15 protein-coding genes and 1 pseudogene are annotated in these 21,808 nt (G+C 43.2%); 8 read left to right on the top strand and 8 right to left on the bottom strand.

Annotated elements, in window-relative coordinates; all coding sequences use genetic code 11:
* Window positions 1-119 precede the first annotated feature (119 nt).
* Window positions 120-860 carry a hypothetical protein gene (locus tag C7Y69_RS09755; protein ID WP_126872577.1) on the bottom strand — a complete coding sequence of 247 codons (741 nt, stop codon included), beginning with the start codon at window positions 858-860 and terminating at the stop codon, window positions 120-122.
* A gap of 262 nt (window positions 861-1,122) precedes the next feature.
* Between C7Y69_RS09755 and C7Y69_RS09750 the strand changes: the two genes are divergently transcribed.
* The 5 genes from C7Y69_RS09750 (at window position 1,123) to C7Y69_RS09730 (ending at window position 7,507) form a co-directional block, all read left to right on the top strand.
* On the top strand, window positions 1,123-2,355 hold the full coding sequence (locus C7Y69_RS09750; RefSeq protein ID WP_126872576.1) for an EAL and HDOD domain-containing protein: 1,233 nt from the start codon (window positions 1,123-1,125) through the stop codon (window positions 2,353-2,355).
* Between the two features lie 139 nt (window positions 2,356-2,494).
* Window positions 2,495-3,406, top strand: a complete 912-nt coding sequence (locus tag C7Y69_RS09745; protein ID WP_126872575.1) for a dihydrodipicolinate synthase family protein — start codon at window positions 2,495-2,497, stop codon at window positions 3,404-3,406.
* A gap of 145 nt (window positions 3,407-3,551) precedes the next feature.
* On the top strand, window positions 3,552-4,730 hold the full coding sequence (locus C7Y69_RS09740; protein WP_185864158.1) for an MFS transporter: 1,179 nt from the start codon (window positions 3,552-3,554) through the stop codon (window positions 4,728-4,730).
* Window positions 4,731-4,891: 161 nt separating this feature from the next.
* On the top strand, window positions 4,892-6,169 hold the full coding sequence (locus C7Y69_RS09735; RefSeq protein WP_013785882.1) for an alpha/beta hydrolase family protein: 1,278 nt from the start codon (window positions 4,892-4,894) through the stop codon (window positions 6,167-6,169).
* Window positions 6,170-6,391: 222 nt separating this feature from the next.
* A complete protein-coding gene (locus C7Y69_RS09730) occupies window positions 6,392-7,507 on the top strand; it encodes a tetratricopeptide repeat protein (RefSeq protein WP_013785881.1) in 1,116 nt (371 codons plus the stop codon).
* A gap of 43 nt (window positions 7,508-7,550) precedes the next feature.
* Here the strand turns inward: C7Y69_RS09730 and C7Y69_RS09725 are convergent, their stop codons facing one another.
* From C7Y69_RS09725 to glpK, 7 genes and pseudogenes are all read right to left on the bottom strand, one after another.
* Window positions 7,551-9,695: an alpha-galactosidase gene (locus C7Y69_RS09725; RefSeq protein ID WP_126872573.1), complete on the bottom strand. Its 2,145-nt coding sequence runs from the start codon at window positions 9,693-9,695 to the stop codon at window positions 7,551-7,553.
* A 156-nt stretch (window positions 9,696-9,851) separates the two neighbouring features.
* A pseudogene (locus C7Y69_RS21850) lies at window positions 9,852-10,594 on the bottom strand (SapC family protein).
* Between the two features lie 37 nt (window positions 10,595-10,631).
* Window positions 10,632-12,173 carry a tryptophan halogenase family protein gene (locus tag C7Y69_RS09710; RefSeq protein ID WP_126872571.1) on the bottom strand — a complete coding sequence of 514 codons (1,542 nt, stop codon included), beginning with the start codon at window positions 12,171-12,173 and terminating at the stop codon, window positions 10,632-10,634.
* A 12-nt stretch (window positions 12,174-12,185) separates the two neighbouring features.
* The gene (locus tag C7Y69_RS09705) at window positions 12,186-13,628 is read right to left on the bottom strand and encodes an SLC5 family protein (protein WP_013785876.1); all 1,443 of its coding nucleotides are present in this window, start codon (window positions 13,626-13,628) and stop codon (window positions 12,186-12,188) included.
* 69 nt (window positions 13,629-13,697) lie between these two features.
* Window positions 13,698-15,353: a TonB-dependent receptor domain-containing protein gene (locus C7Y69_RS21845; protein ID WP_232363235.1), complete on the bottom strand. Its 1,656-nt coding sequence runs from the start codon at window positions 15,351-15,353 to the stop codon at window positions 13,698-13,700.
* Between the two features lie 18 nt (window positions 15,354-15,371).
* Window positions 15,372-16,409, bottom strand: coding sequence for a TonB-dependent receptor plug domain-containing protein (locus C7Y69_RS21840; RefSeq protein ID WP_260563490.1), 1,038 nt, complete (start codon window positions 16,407-16,409; stop codon window positions 15,372-15,374).
* Between the two features lie 329 nt (window positions 16,410-16,738).
* Window positions 16,739-18,223, bottom strand: coding sequence for a glycerol kinase GlpK (glpK, locus tag C7Y69_RS09695; protein ID WP_126872570.1), 1,485 nt, complete (start codon window positions 18,221-18,223; stop codon window positions 16,739-16,741).
* Window positions 18,224-18,380: 157 nt separating this feature from the next.
* On the opposite strand from glpK, the gene C7Y69_RS09690 reads away from it, so the two are divergent.
* The 3 genes from C7Y69_RS09690 to C7Y69_RS09680 all read left to right on the top strand — a co-directional run bounded on the left by C7Y69_RS09690 (window position 18,381) and on the right by C7Y69_RS09680 (window position 21,764).
* Window positions 18,381-19,139, top strand: a complete 759-nt coding sequence (locus C7Y69_RS09690) for a DeoR/GlpR family transcriptional regulator (protein WP_013785874.1) — start codon at window positions 18,381-18,383, stop codon at window positions 19,137-19,139.
* Between the two features lie 415 nt (window positions 19,140-19,554).
* Window positions 19,555-21,081 (top strand): glycerol-3-phosphate dehydrogenase, encoded by a 1,527-nt coding sequence (glpD, locus tag C7Y69_RS09685; RefSeq protein ID WP_126872569.1) that lies wholly within the window; start codon window positions 19,555-19,557, stop codon window positions 21,079-21,081.
* Between the two features lie 134 nt (window positions 21,082-21,215).
* Window positions 21,216-21,764: a histidine phosphatase family protein gene (locus C7Y69_RS09680; RefSeq protein WP_013785872.1), complete on the top strand. Its 549-nt coding sequence runs from the start codon at window positions 21,216-21,218 to the stop codon at window positions 21,762-21,764.
* Window positions 21,765-21,808 lie beyond the last annotated feature (44 nt).

The following is a 21,808-nucleotide window of genomic DNA, read 5'->3' as shown; positions in this document are numbered from 1 at the left end:
CGATAGTAACCACACACGTCCTAGATAACAAAAAAACATAAATCATTAAGTTAAAAATGAAGTCTAAAATGAAAGGTAACCCAGCTCCACAAGCCACTAACTGCTTGGGTTATGGCGATTTATGTTACTTTAGAGGGGAAAATCCCTAGAACCCCATTAAAAGAGATTTCGAGTTGCTCGTTCAGCCCTTTTATTTGTGACTCATTGATAATGAGGCCAACACGTCCACCTGTGAAAGTGAGATTATCGCGATACTCATAGAATTGTCCGTCGGGCGCTGTGAACGACAAAGACATCTCTTGCTTACTATTAAATTTCCGTCGTAAAAAGCGATAGGTAACAGCCTGTAGATGGCTATCCCCTTGTGCGAAATAGTCACTAAAATCGTTAAGAATGGAATCTAATGGCACACCGTTTAAACTTTTGTTCCCGCAAAAAGGGAATATGTTTTGGAATTGCTCATTAACTAGGTCAATCTTTCCGTCACTACAAATTATTGCGGCATCGGGTATCTTATCGATTGCGGTAACCAAGTTATAGTATCGTTTTGCTAGCGCAGATGGCTTAGAGCGAGCAATTTTAACTAGAGTCCTCCCATGTTCCATGGGCATGGCCGTGCACAGTTTTTCTTCGCCTTCTATCACGCAAAAAGCCAGTTCTTGCTCGCCGTTTAGCAAAGGTACTATGGCATCTATAATAGTTGGCAAATTGGAAGACAGTGCCTCACTTTCATTCAACTTATTATTTGAAGCCAGAATGTCCAAGTCGTTATTAACCACAAGCACGGGATGATAAAACAGATTTATGAGACTTTGGGTTTTTTTCAGGTCTCTATTAATTTCAATATCTTTTATAGTCATGAAAAGGTGGTCTATTATTTAAGAATCGCCAAACAGTTTTATAAAAACCTGTCTTAAATATTTATTACATAAGGTTTTTCTAATTAATTTTGTTCTCGCTTTGTAATGAAGCCAGTTAAAACCGCGACAATTTTAATGTAGATGACAATAGCGATAATTGCGAAGATCAGCGCGGTCTAGATAAGGACAATTATTGCTTCCTAATGCATTTTAATTAGTGGCCGATTTTCAGCCGCAGCCTAGTAATCTTATGGAGTAGCCGATGGTGAAGGATGTGTTAACTGCAAGGCAGCTTGTATTTAACGAAAACCACGAAATCTATGCTTGTGAGTTCTTATGCTTAGATGAAGGGGCGGAAGATACCTCTTCAAGCGTAAATGTGTGCCCATCAAAAAAGTTTATGACCACAAAGCGATTAGCCAATGTTTGTGAGAGTATCGCTGAAAGTGAACGGCATTTAGATGTACCTATTTTTATCAACGTCGATCAAACCTTCTTGAGTGAAACTGATGATATTTATGCGGTAAAACCAAACATAATTTTGGAAATATTGGCTTCGGTAGAGCCTACGGAATCAAACCTGAAACGTATTCAGCAATTGCGACGCAAAGGCTTTGATTTTGCGCTAAGCGAATATGCATTAGACCCATCTAAAGCTTCTTTTTTTAAATACCTTAAAGTAATAAAAGTTGATGTGCTTAACGTGACCCAGTCACAACTTAGTAAAAGCCTACCAATTTTAAAGAAGTCGAAGTGCTTAATACTGGCAGAAAAAGTGGAAAGCCAAACGGTATACGAAAATTGTAAAGCGCTAGGGTTTGACCTATTTCAAGGCGACTTCCTTGAAAACCCTACCATTATTGGTGGTAAAGAAATAAGCGAAAAACAAAACAGTAGTCTGCAGCTAGTGTCTGAATTCAGTAAAAACGACATAGAGGTTGATAAGGTCGCAGAAATCATTTCATTAGATCCTGTGCTGACTACTAAAATTTTGCTGTTAATTAACTGCCCGCTTTATCAACTGGTTCGAGATGTAAACAGTGTACGGGAAGCCGTTGTTATCATAGGGCTAGATGTTGTTAAGCAGTGGGCAATTGTTATGTCGCTAATGTCTGTTTCTACTAGCCCAACTGAATTATTCCGGTCATTGTTAGCACGGGCAAAAACCCTCGAACTTATTGCGTTTAATAATCAGGATGAGGAGGTTTCGCTTCACCCCTTAGAATGTTTTCTAGTGGGATTGCTATCAGGTGTAGATGCCATTTTTAAAGTGAACATGGAGACATTAGTCGGCAGTTTGAAACTAGAAGCCCATTTAAAACAAGCGTTACTAACACATGACAATGCGCTAGGTTCCTTGCTTATTAATGTGATTGGTATTGAGCGATTTGATAGCCAAACGTTCGAGCGCTTATCAAACCAAGATATTTGTCTTTATGGTCGTTGCCAACAAGACGGCGCGTTATGGGCAGATACCGTAATGAAAAATCTATGATCAGCTTTTCAAAAGCATAAAATGTTGTTCTAGTTTAGAAGGTAACGAGATGTATGTGGACGAATGATAAGTGTATGATTGATGTATAGTAACGTTAATCGCTTAAATACATCGCTTGCCCTTCGCATTAGGAGCCTCCATGTTCACCGGATTGTGTGCTTTTCCTCTTACGCCCTTTCACCATGAAAAAATTGATTTTCACGCTTTTGAAAAGTTGATTGGCAACCTGAAGCAGGCCAATGTTGAGTCGATTTGTGCAATGGGGTCTACAGGTTTATATCCCTATTTATCAAGGGATGAGCTAGTTAAGGTGACTGAATCGTCAGTAGGAATAGCTGGCGACACGCCGGTAATGGTAGGCATTGGCTCACTGCGTACCTATGATGTATTGAAGAACGCAGAAGCCGCGCAACAAGCGGGTGCGAAAGCGCTGCTGTTAGCACCGGTTTCTTATCACCCGCTACACGAAGCTGAAGTATTTGGCCTGTACGAGAAGGTTACCGCTGAAATCTCAATTCCCTTATGTATTTATGAGAACCCTGGAGTGACCCAGTTTAGTTTCAGCGACGAGCTATATCGCCAAGTTACCCAGCTTCCCAACGTTGGCGCGATTAAAATCCCCGGAATGCCTTTTGCTGATACTAATGCTGATGGTAATGCGGCTGGGAAAGCACGACTTTCGAGCCTGCGAAATATAGTGCCAGAGCATGTCGCCATTGGGGTAAGTGGTGATAAATTTGGTGCCTTGGGGATGCAGGCGGGATGTGATTTATGGTTATCTGTACTCGGAGGTTTATTCCCTAATGCGGTGAGAACCATGATTGCATCGAGTCAATCAACATCGCCGCAAGCAGCAATAGCACAATCTGAACGCTTAACCCCATTGTGGGATTTATTCGCCCGCAATAAAGGCGGTATGCGCGTAATGGCCACCGCGGCGGCAATACTGGGGTACACAGAAGCAAACTGTTTACCTCATCCGCTACAGCCCCTTCAGGCCGAAGATAAACAAAAACTCGAAGCGATTTTAACGCAATTATCATTGGATTAAGTTATACCTGACTCAGGTTGAATCTGTTGCCAATGCTAACGCAAAAGCCCAGCGCCAAGAGCAGCCATGAGCCCAAAGAGTAGCCTTGAGCCAATAAGCAGCCCTGAGCCAATAAGTAGCCTTGAGCCCAAAGAGTAGCCCACCGTTGAATAAAGAACATTTTTCACCATTATTCAAATATGTTGTAGCCGCCATTATCGCGCGCACCGCAACAGGTGGCGCTATTGTGGCCATCGTATTGCTTGCTAGAAACCTTGAGCTTGATGGAAAAGCGGCAGGCATTTTAGCGGCGTGTTTAACGCTGCCCCACTTGTTAGGGCCAGTATACGGGCGTTGGTTGGATGGGGTTTCGCAGCCTAAGTACCTTATTAGCGGGGCGGCGCTGAGTTACACCTGCTTTTTTCTTTTGGCTATATTCAGTTTTGAAAGGCATTTGGCTTGGTTGTTGGCGTTTTCGTTGTTGCTAAGTGGTGTTTGCAGTTCGTTTATTATGGGGGGCTTGGGCACTCAGCTGCCAAGTTTAGTTAGCGCAAGCAATACATCTCTTAGAAAGGCGCAAAGCTGGGACACCATTACCTATGGGGTAGGGCACACATTGGGCCCGTTTATTGTCGCTTCTTTATCCGCCCTGTTCTCGACCAAGGTGGCTGTCAGTGTGCTGGTGTTCACACCTCTGTTAGCCGGCATACTCATTTTAAGCTTCCCTAAAAAGCATGCACTACCAAAGACTGACGCCTCGTTAGATATAGGGTTTAAAAGCGTGTTTTATGCGTTTAAAAACTCGAGCGCACTGGTACGCACGATGGTGATGACATCGGGAGCAGCATTTAGTATTGCAGCCTTGCCCGTATTGGCTGTTTATCTTAGCGAACATTGGCAGCACGCAGAGCATCACGGCGCTTATCTGGTCACAGCATACGGGGTAGGAAATTTAAGTGGTGCGCTATTTCTCATCTTTAGGCCACTCTCGAAAGAGCCCTTAACATTATTAAAGCGGGCAGGAAGTTTTTTGTTGGTGGCGTTACTGGCCACAAGCCTAAGTCCATCTTTCGTTCTTGGGGCGGCGGGCTACTGGTTGTGTGGTGTAGCCAATGCCATATTCTTTACTTCCAGCCTAGCGGCACGAACTGAGTTTGCCCCAGCGCACAGCGCGGCGCAAACGTACATGTGGGTTGCCGCAGCTAAGGTGGGAGCAGGCGCAATAGGGGCTTTAGTTGCTGGAACCTTGTTAGTCCAAGGGGTAACTGTTTCGTTGGTAACTTCTTGCGCTACCCTCGCACTCATTCTTATCGTGTGCTTTGCTGTATTCAGAGTACAAAAATAGCCTTTAGGTTATACGTTTACATTTCTTACTTTCAAAATTGCCGTTTTAATTTACCAGTCTTATTGATGACAATTCATTTAATCAATGGGCTATGCCTTGTTTATTGAGGTCATAGAGGTAATATAGGCTATGCACAATAATTAACAAAAAATTAGCAAATTATGAAAACGTTATCCCTGTTATGTATCGCAGCATTATTAGCAGCCACACCGGCATATTCAGCGCAGACGCTTTATCAAGACTATCCTAGTGATATTACGCCCGAGCTAAGTGAAAAAGGCGCCTATCAAGTGGGCGTTAAAACCTTAACTGTTAACTATCCAAAGCCCGTAGTTACCTTACAAGGGCAAGTTGTTGACCGAGTATTGAAACTGGAAGTTTGGTACCCCACCACTGATAGCGGCGCGGCCACAACGTATGAAAATCAAACCCGTAGTGGTAATGAGTTTAGTATTCAAGCTGATGCTATTCGCGATGCCAGTGTGGCAGAACCGCAAGGCAGTTACCCTGTCGTTGTGTTGTCACACGGCTATACGGGTTATCGCACAATAATGTATTACCTTGGTGAGCACTTAGCATCTCATGGTTATATTGTGGCTGGGATAGATCATACCGACTCTACTAACGAAGATGTAGATTTTACCAATGCCCCTTATGCTGGATTCCCTAGCACGCTATTAAACCGCTCACGAGATCAAGTGTTAACGTTGAATGCGGTAAGTGAACATGCGCTATTTAAAGATGTTGTTGATACCCAAAATGCCGGGCTTATTGGCTATTCCATGGGTGGTTTTGGTGCGGTGAATACCGTTGGTGGTTGTTATAACTTTGGAACTGAAGCTACTGCTAGCTTTACTGGCGTGACAGACCCTGCGGTTCTCAGTGCGCTACAAAATGTACTTAACACCTGTGCCGGTGGTAATGCCGACGCTGAAAGCGTAGATACGCGCTGGAAAGCGGCGATGGCGTTAGCGCCTTGGGGCGGTCAACATAAAGCGTTTTCAGAAGATGCACTTAATAATATTCACGTTCCCATGCTATATGTCGCTGGTGATCATGATGATATTGCTGGTTACCAAGGTATACAGTGGTTATTTGAAAATACAGGTAACGAAGACAGTAAACTGCTTACGTACAAAAATGCCAGACACAATATTGCACCCCATCCCGCTCCTAAAGAAGCATTTGGCAACGAATTCGATATTGGCCATTACTTAGAGCCGGCTTGGCGTTCAGAAACTATGAATGACATAAACGAACACTTTGCATTGGCTATGATGGAATGCCATGTGAAAGGAAAAGCTGACTTTTGTGCTTATTTAAATGTTGAAGGTGATAGTGGGCAAGTTGCCGTAGACGACAAAGTGCCAGAAGTCTGGAAAGGCTTCGACAATCGCTATGCGTTAGGCTTAATAATGGAAGGCAAACCTAAGAAATAGGCGTAACCTTTACTATCTCCAACAATAAAAAATACCGTAAAGGCCTAACCGTGTTAGGCCTTTTTTTGTTTCGCGCTGTGCTATACCCATACGCATACCCATACCATACCCACAGACCAAGGTTTCATTCTGGCAAGACATGCTTTGTTACTTATTCAGTTAGAGAAGTCATATTAAGCATGCTAATTTACTACTTAACGCTTATTTACTTAAGGCAAAGGAATGTTCATCCAGCGAAATCAAAACAAATTAACTGTTCTCCATTGTTTGTGTCTGCCTGCTATTACTGCGTTTAAGGGTGCAAATATAGCCGCTTTACTGTGTTTATCATTCTTTGTGTCGTTTGCGAACGCTAGCGCATTACCTTCTGACGACGTATTAGACGCTATGTTTCAAGCGCAGGATTATGAAAGTATAGTGAGCGCACTTGAGCCCATAACATCGAAAACCCCGAAGCAATATAACGTGTTAATTTCGGCGTTAATGAATACAGATTTAGATGACGCTGAGGATATGGCGGCTCAATTTGTTGACGAGCATAAAGACAATTACCGCGCTTACCATATGCAGGCTAACGTGATGGGTGCGCAAGCAATGGATAGTGTTTTTTCCGCCCTAGGTTATGCCAAAAAAGCCAAAGCGAGCCTACAAAAAGCAATTGAAGTGGCACCAGATGAAATTGAGGTTTATCAGGCGCTAATGCAATTTTACATAGTCGCGCCGTCTATCGCTGGTGGCGATATAGATGAAGCCAAAAAGCTTGCTGACAAAATTACGCAAATGGATGCACTAGAAGGCAAGTTTGCGACAGCAACAATTTACGCTGCAGACGATAAAGCTGCTGAAGCAAAAGCAATGTTAATTGAGCTTAGCGAAAAGCCTGAATTCGAAGTTCGGGCACGTTTTGAGCTTGGTCGATTGCATATAGATGGTGAAGAATACGATGACGCGATAGCAGCGCTAACCCCTCTATTAAACACTAACGTAGTTAAAGCACAGAAAGCAGATGAACAAGCATGGAACACGTATTCTGAAAGTAAGTTTACCCAACTATATGGCACTTATCGTATAGGCTGGGTGGCAGTAGAAACCAGCCAATATACTAAGTCGGGAATTGATGCGCTTAACTATTACTTGGCTGAATTAGAGGCGACAGATATTGATACTCATCAGTTGCCAAGTAAGAATTGGGCTAACTTACGTTTAGCCGAGCTGTTCCTAAATGCTGATGATGTTTCAATGGCATCTAGCACCCTTGAGAAAGTGACAAAAGACGGTGATAAACGTTTGGCAAAAATAATGAAAAGCCTCAAAAAACAAATAAAAAAGCGAACCTAGTGGTTCGCTTTCTTTAAGCTTTATGCAGCGTATTTTTATCGAACTACACTGCTTTAACGGTATAGATAAGCGAAGTTTGCGGGAATAAAACCGGCATTTGCATACCGTATTTCATTAACGCTTCACCGCTAAATACTTGCCCGTCTGTTTTTTGCAAAATAGACGGTGAGTATTCTTTCAATGTACCCGGCCAAACCCGCTCAAGGGTATAGGACTTATCGGCATCAAGCCCGGCAAAATAGAAACGAGATGGTGTAGTACGCCCGGTTTCTTTCACGCTATTGTAGGCAAAAATACCCTCGGCTTTGTCTTTTGATACATAACCAAACTTCACGTTAAGGCCATCATCATCCATACGGTATAAATCGCCGCCGTGGGTAATATGGCGGTATTTTTTATATAGCGAAATAGCCGATTTCAGGGTGTCTTGCTCGTGCTCAGTAAGCTCACGGGGGTCCATCTCAATACCCATGTGGCCAAACATCGATACCGCAGAGCGGATCTCAATCGGTAAATTACGGCCAGTAATATGGCAATCGCGAGGGCCTACGTGTGCGCCCATCACTTCAGAAGGGAAGAAGTAAGAGAAGCCGCGCTGTATGTACAAGCGGTCTAACGCGTCGTTAGAGTCTGACGTCCAAAAACGGTCGGTGTGAGGTAATATACCTAAATCCACACGCCCCCCGCCTGAACAACAGCTTTCAATTTCAATACCCGGATGTGCCGCTTTAACGCGATCGATTAACGTATACAAAGCCGCCATTTGGCCATGCATAGCTGGTTTGCCATGTAGGTTGCCAGGATGATTTACATCGCGGTTCATGTCCCACTTAATGTAACTAATTTTAGGGTAAGTGCTTAGTACGTCGGTGATGACTTTATAAAGGTACTCAACCACTTCAGGGTTCGTTAAATCGAGTACGTACTGATTACGAAAGGGTACATGGGGGTTATTTTTGGTGTGTAACGCCCATTCAGGATGTGCGCGGTACAAATCGCTATCTGGGTTAACCATTTCAGGTTCAAACCATATGCCGAATTCCATGCCTTTATCGGTAACGTGGTCGATAAGCCCATCTAGCCCTTCTGGGTAGATAGCTTCATCTACTGTCCAGTCGCCTAAGCCAGCTTTGTCATTTCTTCGGCCTTTAAACCAGCCGTCATCTAGTACAAAGCGCTCTATCCCTAAGGGGGCTACTTTGTCAGCAAGGGCTTTAAGCGTGGCTTCATCATGGTCGAAATAAATGCCTTCCCATGTGTTGTAGTGCACTGGGCGGGGCTTGTGCTGTGCACTGGTGATATCAGCGCTGTGGGTTAACACATTGTTTCGAATAAAGTTATGGAACTGCTGCGAAAGGGATGAAAAGCCAGCGTCGCCAAACCCTGCGTAAAGCACGGGTGATGTATAACTTTCACCTGCACCGAGGGTTACTTCACCTGGAAACAATAGTTCGCCAAATTGAACGTAGCTTCTGCCATCAGCCATCATTTCCGCGCGGAATTTATGGTTAGCTGAAGCACCTAAATGGAAGCCGAAACACTCACCAACTAGCTCACCGGTTCCATTAGCAAACGCGATTAAGCCTGGGAAAGTATCGTGAGAAGTTTTGCCGCGGCGGTTTTCACGTACATAACTACCGAAGAACAAGTCATGGTCGGCAGTTTGGAATTCATTAGACCATCTTCCTTCAAAGCTTTTAATCTTGCTCATGGTCGTTGGTAAGGCAAGACTAGCAGCATTTAAGTAGTTTAACTGTAAAGTGCTCTCACCTTGGTTTTCGATACTTGAGGTAAATGTGGCCACGGTTGTTTCAGCATCTAATACAACCCGTGTAATCAACTGCATTTGCCTGTCGGCATCAACCGCAGTAAACGTTAAGCTGGTATCGGTTTGCTCAATATCCGACAAGGTAAAGCCAGCAGACCATTGATCTGCATCCCCTGAAATTTCTAAACCAGGTGAACCGGTAACACCTTCACCATGGGTGGGAACTAATGAGATAGGTGGCTCGATAACCGGCGCACATTTCGCTTCTTGGCGAGTGTTAAGCAGCGCTAACATGTCTGGCGTCGTTGCAGTCTTCAACTGCTGGCCATAGTAAATCAGAGTAGGCATGCGCCCTTGGCAGTCGAAAATTAAAGTCGTTTTTGCGTTGTCTAAGCGGACAAAAGCCGTGAGTGATGACATGTTAACCTCTCAGGTTTTAAATATGATTGAATACCGCACACCCATTTATATCGCATGTATAACATAGAAAAGATGCGGAATAAGACGTTTATCTAAATTGGGTAAAGCGTTTACATTGCGTGTAAAATACCATGCTCTTTACTTCTCCACCAATAATTAGTTGGTAGTTTTTAGCCCGATTTTAACCACAGGGTTGTTCGCATTTTTAGTGAGTTGTACCAAGCGGTTGTATTGCCTAAGTGAAAGCATCATGGCATTTATTGCCATCAGTAACCCTTGGGTATGCAATTGGTGAATAATATCTGCGTTTAGCTGCGCTAGCTTATCTTCATTAATAGTCATAAGCCCTGTGCTTTCACGGGGTTCGCCATTTTCAAAATGTAAGGTGATTGATAGATTAGATAGCAACTCAAGGTCGGTTAAAGCTGAATAAAAGCACTTGCTTGTTGAGAGCCGCTCGCTAAGTTAGATAGCATACTTTGATACTGTTTAAGACTTGCAGATGGGGAGCCATCTGATGCAAATAAAGCGCTGGCACCTTCGCTACTATTGTTAGAAACCAAAGGGCTGTCTTCATCAAACAATACAGTGAGTTTGTCTTGTTCAACAGCGTAATTGAATGGGTAGCTTTGGCTGCTCAGCGGCACGGCATGACCCATCCATTCAGTGTCGCTACAATATACGTTACCAAATTCGGGCCAGCCAACCACTGCCGCTAACGTGTGAGAATGGTTTGTGTCATTTGCAGTAACCACTATAGGCATACAGCCGGCAATACTGGCAATCTCATTGAAGCCTAAAGACACTAAGTTAAACTCGGCGCTGTGACCGAAATTTTTATCTACCTTAATACGAAGGTTGCGATGAGCTTGGCTATCTAACGGCGTATATGACGACATAACAATACCTGATTGATTAAATTAAGGTGTACTAGGCTTAATGCTTATTAAGCATTGTATCAATTAAGCCGCGATGAGAAGGAAGGCGCGCTTTCAACTGAGCGATTAAGGCTTTATTAAGTTGTAACTGTTTATCGGCACCCTCGTATTTGCTCATTGAACGCACATACTGGCTCAAGTTGGTCTTATGTGACATTCCATAAAGTATATAGCGATAGCTTTGTGCGCTAAATACCTCATCTGTATCAGTAAAGTCGCTATCAAGAATAGGGCGGTATTGCCACTCTTCAAGCAAGGATGCTAGCCGTTGTGGAATGCTCTGTGGTGATCTGTTTGCTAACCAGAAGTCTTCGTTACGATTACTAAGAACATAGTGTAGTTTTAAAAATTCTATAGTGCTTTGCCACTTATTAGTTAACGCCCGATTAAAGCGGCTTGCCACGTGGGGCATTACCTGTGTGTAGGCGGGTAATTGCTCAGCAAGTTGAATTGCACTTTGCTCAATTAACATCAGTGAAGAGGCCTCAAGGGGCTCTAAGAAGCCACTAGATAAACCTATAGCTACGCAATTTTTTTCCCAGAAACGTTTTCTATAGCCAGTTTTATAGTTAATTTTTCTAAAAGTAGAAGGTAACTCTTCGTTAGGGTTTATCGATTTTAGATAAGCCATAAACGTTTGAGTTGCCTCATCATCTGATTGAAATTCTGACGAATAAACGTAACCCGTGCCCCGGCGATTTTGCAAACCAATGTCCCATATCCAACCAGCTTCTTGCGCGGTAGATAGGGTGTGACAAGCAATAGGCTGATGTTCATCAGAATATGCAATTTGATGCACCAAAGCTGAATCTGAAAACAATACAGAGGATGCGTCTTCCATGGGAACATCTAGTGCTTTTTCGATAAGACGTGCACTAAAACCTGTGCAATCAACAAAAATATCACCGCGAATATGGTCATTATTTTTTGTCACGACATGCTTTATGCCTGCGTCATCAGTAGCAACATCGGTGACATCATCAATAATGTGCTCGACGCCTAACACTTTCTTACAGTGTTCACGTATTACGTTAATGAATTTACCGGCATCAAGATGATAGCCGTAATTGGCACTGAAGCTTTGCTTTGAATCGGCCTTTAATTTGGGGGCTAGACCTTGTTCGCACAGGCTAGGTTGAAAACATACATCTGAGGCATACTCGTTTAATGAGTCGTTGTGTAACCAATACGGGGTTATATCTACACTGGCCGAGCCTTGAGGCGCGCTAAAGGGGTGGTAGTATCCAGTGCGTTGCCCTTCAGTGTGCCAGTGAACAAACTTACTCGCCTGTTTAAAGGTCGCACTCGCTTGTTGGACGAGTGCAGCTTCTTCAATTCCTATTTTAGCTAAGGTGCTGCGCATAGTAGGCCAAGTGCCTTCGCCCACACCAATAGGATGAATCGAATCAGATTCAATAACCTTTACAGACAAGCGTGCGCCGGTGGAGCCTTGTTTAGAGTGGGTAGCCGCCAGCAGACCAGCAGTAAGCCAACCCGCCGTGCCTCCGCCTACAATAACAACACTATTTACCGGCGTCATACGCTGCGCTACCTAGTCTGCATCTACCAATCTGCCACGCCATTGCGCCGACTGTCTAAATACGAGTTTATTTACACCTAAGGCTACACCAATACAGCAAATTAAGGTAACCAACATAAGGTGAATATAATGCAAACCAAAAGGTGCGTGCACGAAGCTAAAGAATGAATAAAGTAACACGCCGAAGATAACAGCAGTAATGCCTGCATACGGGTTAACATTATTAAACAACAAGCCGACTATAAAAATAGAAAGTATAGGCATGCTAAGCAAACCATAGAGTTGTTGTAACAAGTTAATGATACTTTCGGCTTGCGCGTAGATTGGCACCATTACCAGTGAAACTACAGTAAGAATTGCGGTAACAATTCCACCTAACTTGGCCACTTCAGGCTTTTTGTTCACGTAAGCTTCGTGTATATCGCATACATATAACGCCGTGGCTGAGTTTAAGTTACTGTTATATGTTGTGAGTACCGCCGCCGCTAGCGCAGCTGCAAAAACGCCCGACAACCAATCAGGTAAAACGTCGCCAACTAGTGTTCCGTAGGCTGCATCGTTTATGTCACCGTAAAGTTTGAATGAGATGATGCCAGGGACAACAATTATACTAGGAACAATGATAAAGCGAATGATCGCTGCTGCGTACACGCCTTTCTGTGCCTCTTTGATATTAGGGGCAGCCATAGCGCGTTGTGTAATGGTTTGATTGGTACTCCAGTAGAACGTCTGAATGAAGATCATACCGGTTAATAGGGTTTGCCATGGAAGAGGAGAGTCTGCATCACCAATTAATGTTAAGCGTTCTGTAGGAATGCCTGAGAAATCAAAATCGATAGCTACCATTGCCAATATCACTACAACTATTGCCATAACCAGCAACAAAACACCCGAGTACGTATCTGATACCGCAACCGCGCGTAACCCGCCAAAAATTGCATACAACGCACCAATGATGGCAAAAGCTGTAGCTACATACATGAGTGGAAGGTCTAGGTTAAACATGTTAATCATGAACAAAGAGCCAGAATAAATAACCGCTGGCATAAATATAAGGCTGCTACCTAAGAAGAAAAGCAGCCCAATAAGCGCACGAATATGCTTGTTGTTGTAACGCTTCTCTAAAAGCTCGGTAGTAGTTGTGCATTGATAGTGATAATAAACAGGAAGGAAAATACGGGCTAAGATTATTAAGCCTATAACGGCTGCAAATTCCCACCATGCCAGTAACGCCATTTGGTTACCGTTCATACCTACTAATTGGTCGGTACTTAAATTAGTTAACGTAATAGAGCCCGCGACAAAGATCCATGTAAGACCACCGCCAGCTAGAAAGTATTCTTTAGTTTCACTTGCCTTACTGTGTCCATGTCCGCGGCACTTAATGTAGGTGAGTAGACCTATAAGCGCAGTAATAACGAAGAAAACAATGATTTGGATTAAGCTGCCTGACACAAAAAACTCCTCAGCAGAAGAAACAACTAAAAAGGGGGCGAATGCCCCCCTCTTTCATTCTAGGTATAATTAAAAGTTAGCACGTACGCCAACTGCATAGCGAGCACCATCATTCACTTGTTGTACAAAGTGTTCAGATAGGCGACCACGACGCGTTAGCTCTTCTTCAGTAATATTGATACCTTCGAAGAACACGGTAACGGTTTCATTAACATCATAGCTTACGCTCATATCCACTTGGGTATATGTCTCTGTGAACAGAGGCTCAGTACCACCTAGTGAACTTACCGCTTCTTGCATGAAAGTTTCACGGTTGTTCAGTGCTACACGGGCTTGGAACGCATCTTTTTCATAGAAAAGCGTAATGTTTTGAGAGTTCCCCAAACCTGGCAGACTAAATTCAGCATCTGAATTTACGATAGTGGCGTTAGCTTGAATACCAAAACCATTTTCTAAAGTATGTAGCCAAGCTAGTTCAAGACCTTCAACATTCAGTGTCTCGCCATTACGAGGACGAAGCACACTAAATACATACTCACCGCTATCTAAGAATAAAGACTCTTCTTCAGTAGATGAAGAAATGAAGTCTTCAACTTCCTTATTAAATGCAGCCGCTGAGAAGTAACTCGTGTCATCGTAATACCACTCTAAAGACACATCCCAGCTAGAAGCTTGGTATGGTTGAAGTTCGGTATTTCCCGCTTGAGCTTGCAAGTTACCTGGACGAGATACCGTTACGTTAAATACAGGTACTAGGTCGTCCATCATTGGGCGAGTAAGTGTTTCTGAATAAGCATAACGTAGATACAAATCGTCAGTTAGTTGAAGTTTAACGTTTACATTAGGCAGCAACGAAGAGTAGCTGTTTTTCTCATTAATCGGCGTTCCAACATCGGTCGCATAAACAACGTTAAGGTCTGATGGGTCGTTAGGAATAAACTCTAAATCTTGAACCTGTTGAACAGTTCCATCTACAGATGTATCTGTTTCTGTGTAACGGAAACCGAAGTTAATATCTAAAGGTAAATCTGAGATTTCAGTTTGGAAGTAGAACTGCGTGTAAACACTTAATAGTTCTTCGCCCACAACGTAAGAGTCGGCACTTGCTTGCGGGTTACTAATATTTGTTGCATCAAGGGTTGCACGAACATCATCAAATGATAAACCTGTTGCATCAGCAATTTGCTGTGCAGCGACGTCAGAGTTTGCATAATCGAAGAACGCTTCCGGGTTGTACGTCAACCATTGGTTAGGTACGCCAGCAAAGTAGTTTTCGGCAGTGAAAACAGTAAGTAGCTCATCAGGAATATCGAAACTGTATCCACAGTAAACATTACATGCTGAAGCGAAGCGACGTGTGTTGTCTTTTTCACGGTCTTGATAGTAAATACCAAAATCCATTTTGTAGAAGGCATTATCCGAATCTGGCACCCATGTGAAATCCGCACGGTATTCTGAAATAGTGTCTTCAGTATCGAAGCCGTTACGTTCGTTGTAATGCATGCGGCCTAACGATGGTGTTTGTAAGGCTGCATCACCACCATCAACAGTTAGTGTTGGTGTAGTAGTCCCTGAATAATCTACGCTGTAGGCATTGTTGTAACCTACAACGGTAAAGAAGTTATCGCCACCACTGTTGTCTTCAGCCGTTGATGTTGATAAATCGATAACGGCAGTTAAATTGTCATTTACTAACCACTCGAAGTTCGCACCAAATGCTTGAATTTCAACGTCACGACCGTATCAACGACGGATAAAGTCAGTTGCACCACCAACACCTTCAACTAATGTACTGTCTAAGCTAGTTAGTGAGCCATTGTCATTAAAGGTCATATTGTCTAAGTTGCTATCGGTGAACCAATGACCAACACTGTGGGCGTCTGAATCAACTTCGAACTTTGAGTAAAGACCGTCTAAGGTAAGAGTCATATCATCGTTAGGAGCGTATTGAACAACCAAGTTTCCAGATGTTCTTTCACGATCTACCAAGTCAACAATTTGGTCAAAGTTCTGTGGAACGTAAACGCCATTGTATTGCGAGCTATCGGCATAGTCTGGGTTATCCAGTTCTGAACGATCTGTGATGCTAACACCTGGACGCCAGTAGCGTGTTTCCAACATATTTGTTTGAAGTTTACGTTGTTGGAAGGAAGCAGCAGCTAAAACGCCTAGCTTGCCATCCATAAAGGTATTGGTAACAAGGCCAGATAGTTGTGGTGTTGTTTCTTCAGAAATGTCTTCATACATGCCTTTAACACTTGCTACAGCTTTAAAGCCATCAAATGCGAAAGGGCGTGCAGTGGTAACTTCAACAGTCGAGCCAATACCACCTTCTTGCATTGATGCTAGCGGGCTCTTGTATACCTTTGCACCACTAATTAATTCTGCAGGAAGCGTGTCGAAGCTGAACGCTCGACCTTGGTTCTCAGTAGCGATTTGACGACCATTTACCAATACGGTGTTAAATTCTGGGCCGAAACCACGTACTGTAATGAATTGTCCTTCACCGCCACTTCTATCAATAGCAACACCAGTAATGCGCTGCAGTGACTCTGCAACGTTTTGATCTGGGAATTTACCAATATCTTCAGCAGTAATACCGTCGTAAACAACATCAGATGCTTTCTTATCTAGCATTGATGCTTTAAGTGAACTGGTAAAACCTTTAACTTCAATAACTTCAACTTGGTCTTCAGATGGTGTCGCTTCTTCTTGAGCGAATACCAACGGGGTGTGTAAGGCTGTCGCAATAGCAACGCCTAATAGTGAGCGCTTGGCCATTGGGCCTAATAATGATGTGATTAATTTTATGTGTCACTGTGTTTTCTCCGTGAGTAGGCTATTTTCTACTTAGTTAGCGTACAAATAGCGTAATAAGTATGTTCGGATCAAGCTTATTAACATTCTTTTTACACATCTTATAACCTAAATTTCGAATTATTATTATTAAGATGTTGAAATTAAAGGTTTTTAAAAATTAAGAAAAAAGGTAAACGTTTTCCTTAATTTTTGATAGTAACACAAATTTACATTGTAATGACAATGTTATAAAAATATTTTTTTATATTAAAAGCGCGGTTTATTACCGCGCTATATATGGAGAGGTAAAATTAACTACAGCGGATACGGGCAACGGCGTTTTTCCAACCGTCATAGGCCTTGTCACGCTCTTCTTTTGAAAGCCGAGGAGTGAAAATACTGTCACTTTTCCAGCACTCGGTAAGGGAATCAACAGAGGTAAATACACCAGCTTGAAGGCCAGCAAGGAATGCGGCGCCAAGTGCGGTGGTTTCAGTAATTTCGGGGCGTTCAACTTCTGCGCCTAATATGTCAGACAAGAAACCCATTACCCAATCGTTTCGAGACATGCCGCCATCTACGCGGATAGTGGTTGGCCGTGCGCCATCACTTTCCATGGCTTTCTGTAAGTCTTTGGTTTGATAACATACTGATTGCAAGCCCGCGGCAACAATTTCGCTTATGCCGGTGTCTCGAGTTAGGCCCAAAATCGCACCTCGCGCATCGGGATCCCAATAAGGAGCGCCTAGTCCGGTAAAGGCTGGCACAAGAAAAACACCATTATCTTGTCGCGCTCTTTGCGCCAACGCTTCGGTTTCGGAAGCATCGTCAATCAGTTTCAAGCCATCACGTAACCACTGCACCGTAGCGCCGGCCATGAAAATACTACCTTCAAGGGCGTAAGTGGTTTTTCCGTTTAACCTATAACCTACGGTAGTTAACAAGCGGTTCTTAGATTGAAGAGGCTTGTCGCCTGTATTCAAAATCATGAAACAACCCGTACCATAAGTACTTTTTGCCATGCCTTTCTGGAAGCAGGCTTGGCCAACAAGCGCAGCCTGCTGATCGCCGGCTACACCTTGAATAGGGATAGCACAGCCCAAAATATCTTTGCTTACAACACCAAATTCATCAGCACAGTCCATGACCTCAGGAAGCATGGCTTTAGGGATATTAAAGGTATCGAGTAATCGTTCGTCCCAACACTGAGTATTAATGTCGAACAACATGGTACGAGAAGCGTTAGTGGCATCGGTCTTATGTGATTCGCCGTTGGTCAAACGCCAAATTAAGAAGGTGTCCACTGTACCAAAAAGCAATTCACCGGCTTCGGCTTGCGCTCTTGCACCTTCTACATTGTCTAAGATCCACGCTAGTTTGGTGGCCGAAAAATAAGGGTCAAGCAGTAGCCCCGTAGATTCAGTAATATGCGCCACTAAACTTTCATCGTCGTCGAGTTCGCGACATTGCTGCGAGGTACGTCTGTCTTGCCAAACAATAGCCGGGTACACAGGCTTGCCGGTGTTTTTATTCCAAACTAAGGTTGTTTCGCGTTGATTGGTAATACCTATAGAGGCTATATCTTCAGGTGATACAGAGCACTTATCGAATACTTGCTTCATGGTAGTGGTTACGCTTTCCCAAATTTCTTCTGGATCGTGTTCCACCCAACCATCTTGTGGGTATTTTTGAGAAAACTCTTGTTGTGCAACAGCTACGATAGCGCCGTCCGCTGCAAAGATAATGCTACGTGAACTCGTGGTTCCTTGGTCTATGGCAAGAATATATTGGCCCATGACACGTCTCCTGAACATAATTTGGTAAGAGTTTGCACCATTTACACCAGTTTAACAATGCTATATTTTCGAAAACGAACATTTCAGTGTTCGAATTACCGTAGGCAGGCAAAGGTGAACCACGTATAATAGCTAAATCGCCACAAGGAATGACCCAATGAACCAAACGCAAAGACACGAAAAAATTGTTAGCTTTATCAAACAAAATGGCTTCATGTCTATTGACGACTTGGTTACTCGTTGTGATGTTACCCCCCAAACTATTCGTCGCGATCTAAACCAGCTCGCCGAGGCAGGTATTGTTAGTCGATACCATGGGGGCGCTGGACTTAATCGAAGTTGGGAAAATACGCCTTATCAAGAACGCAAAACACAAAACAGTGAAGTAAAAGAAAGAATTGCTGAGGCAGTGGCTAGCATGATCCCCGACGGGGCTTCATTATTTATAAACATAGGCACGACGACTGAAATGATAGCAAGCAAGTTACTTAATCATAAAAACTTGCACGTGGTAACGAATAACATTCATGTCGCGACCATTCTTTCTGCTAAAGAAGACTTCTCAGTTATTATCGCTGCGGGCGAAGTACGTTACCGAGATGGCGGTATTATTGGGGAAGCAACCTGCGACTTCATCAGCCAGTTTCGTATGGATTACGGCATTATAGGTATCAGTGGAATTAGCGCTGATGGTGCACTGCTCGATTTTGATTTTAGGGAAGTAAAGGTATCACAAGCGATATTAGAGCATACCCAGCACGTTATTCTTGCAGCAGATTATAGTAAGTTTGAACGAAGAGCTATGGTAGAGCAGGGGCATATTTCTCAGGTTGATTGCCTGGTATGCGATCAAACACCGCCCCCTGCTATTCGAAAAATTATTGATGAAAACAACATCAGTTTCATTAAGGCGTAAACGGCCAACTTATAACCTTAGTAGTCACTTATCAGTTTACTATCTACTTCCAAAACAGCATGCTGCCCAGCATTGTTGTAACGGCGCGCCATCCTTGTTACCCATGTATTAACTGCTATGGTTAAGTAAGCTTACGGCTATGCATAACAGTAGGCATACCTAATACCTGCAAAAGCTATATATCAAACTTTTATCTGAAAAGATGGGGCTATGCATAACAGTAGGCATACCTAATACCTGCAAAAGCTATACATCAAACTTTTATCTGAAACCATGGGGCTATGTTGAACCAGTGCTTTAATTGCGTAGATTAAAAATGAGCAAGAATGTTCGTTAATGTTCGTTTTGTGTTGACATGTTTTCTTTTTGGTTGTCAAATAGCCAGCATGCTAGTGAAGCCGAAAGGGGCGAGAACATGAATCAGAATACAAATAGTACACAAACCGTTGACGTTTTAGTGGTTGGCGGCGGTGTCAATGGAGCCGGAGTAGCATTAGATGCAGCCGGTCGCGGACTTTCGGTAGCACTATGTGAAAAAGGCGATCTTGCAGGTGCAACGTCTTCCTCTAGCAGTAAGTTAATACATGGTGGTTTACGCTATTTAGAGCATTATGAGTTCCGCCTTGTGAAAGAAGCGCTCGCTGAGCGTGAAGTGCTATTGGAAAAAGCCCCACATATCATGTGGCCTTTACGTTTTAGTTTACCTCATCAAAAGCATCTTCGTCCCGCATGGATGATACGAATTGGCTTGTTTATGTACGATTCACTAGCCAAACGTAATGTATTGCCGCGCTCAAAGAAAATGTCTACGTCACCGACAGGCCCCTTGGTGAATGATATAACAACATGTTTTGAGTACTCAGATGGTTGGGTAGACGATGCTCGTTTAGTGGTATTGAATGCGTTAGCAGCGCAAGATAAAGGTGCTAGCATCTATACCCGCACTGAATGTATTAGTGCCGAGAAGCAAGACAAGTTATGGAAAGTGACTTTAAAAGACGCATTAGGGAAAACGTTTACAATCAATGCCAAGGCTGTGGTTAACGCTGCTGGGCCATGGGCTGTTTCATTCCTAGATAGACTTGCCGACACTAAAAACCCAAATGCGATGCGTATGGTGAAGGGCAGTCATTTTATTGTGCCTAAATTGTATGACACAGAAGAAGCTTATATTCTTCAAAATAAAGACGGCCGTATTGTTTTTGTTATTCCTTACGAAGATGACTTTTCACTCGTTGGTACTACCGATGAGAACTATGTTGGTGAGCCATCGCAAGCCGCTATTTCTGAAGCTGAAACTGAATATCTTATTGAAGTTGTTAATACGTATTTTAAAACCAAAATTGACGAAAGTGATATTGTTCATAGCTACAGTGGCGTGCGCCCATTGCTTGAAGAAAAAAATGCGTCTGCGCAAGAGTTAACGCGCGATTATAAAGTAGAGCTAAGCGGCACTGAGTCTTCGCCAATATTGCTTAATATTTTCGGTGGAAAAATTACTACCTACAGAAAATTGTCTGAGCATGCAGTAGATAAGTTAACTAGCCTGTTTCCAAAGGCAGGTAAAGCCTGGACCAAAAATGTAGCGCTTCCGGGTGGCGCTTTCACCAATAAAGCAGATTTAATTAAACAGCTACAACAAGACTACCCATGGTTACCTGAATCGGTAGGGGTTCGCTATGCGCGTCAATACGGCATGTTGTGCGTTAAGTTTCTTGAAGGAAAAGCAGATTTAGGCAGCATGGGTGAGAACTTTGGTGCCGACATGTACCAAGCAGAAGTGGACTACCTTATTGATCACGAATGGGCAATGTCTCTTGAAGACGTCATTTGGCGCCGAACTAAGCATGGTTTACGTTTAAGCCAGAGCGAGCAAACCAACTTAGAAAGCTATATAACGACTCAAGTGTCTAAAAGTGTCGATATGCAGCAATCTGCGTAGATATTCAATATAGAATCTTAAAAAGCCCGTATCTTTATTTCACAAAGTGCGGGCTTTTTTATGTCCAAAATACTTAACTACAGCGATATAGTTGGTCTACTGGTTTTAAAGCTATTCATATAGAGGAAGATAGGATGAAGGAAATAATTCTAATTCGGCACGGAAAGCCGTTGTCTGCTCACAACAATAAATTAAGTGCGGGTGAATTTACCAATTGGGTTCGCCAGTACAATCAGTCACCTTTAGACAGCGCCCATTACCCAAATGAAAAGCGCGAATTTGCCGCGCATCACATCATTGCTAGCCCGCTTAAAAGAGCGCAGCTCTCGGCGAACTATTATATGGGCGAGCCCGCAGTTGACGTTATTCCCGAATTAAAAGAAATGGATATACCCTACTACAGGCTACCGCTAAGATTAAAAGCGTGGCATTGGGTTTTATTAAACAGGCTAATGTGGATTTGCGGGAAAGCGGGGCGGTTTGAGTCTTTCGTTGAGGCTAAAAATCGCGTGGGTAAAGCGGCAAAGGAACTCGAAAAGAAAGCCGAACAGCACGCTCAAATTGTTGTGTTTGGACACGGCATGAGTAATCGTTATATTCGCATTCTTCTGGCTAAAAGAGGCTGGGAAATAACGGAGAAAAATAACGGTTATTGGGGTGTGACGCGTTTAATAAAAAATTGAAATATTCTTAAAAATAAACAACTTTCGTCTACTGGTGCTATTGT

The sequence above is a fragment of the Alteromonas sp. KS69 genome, assembly GCF_003989595.1.
GTDB classification, from domain to species: domain Bacteria; phylum Pseudomonadota; class Gammaproteobacteria; order Enterobacterales; family Alteromonadaceae; genus Alteromonas; species Alteromonas naphthalenivorans.
This window is presented reverse-complemented; position numbering and strand designations above follow the sequence as displayed.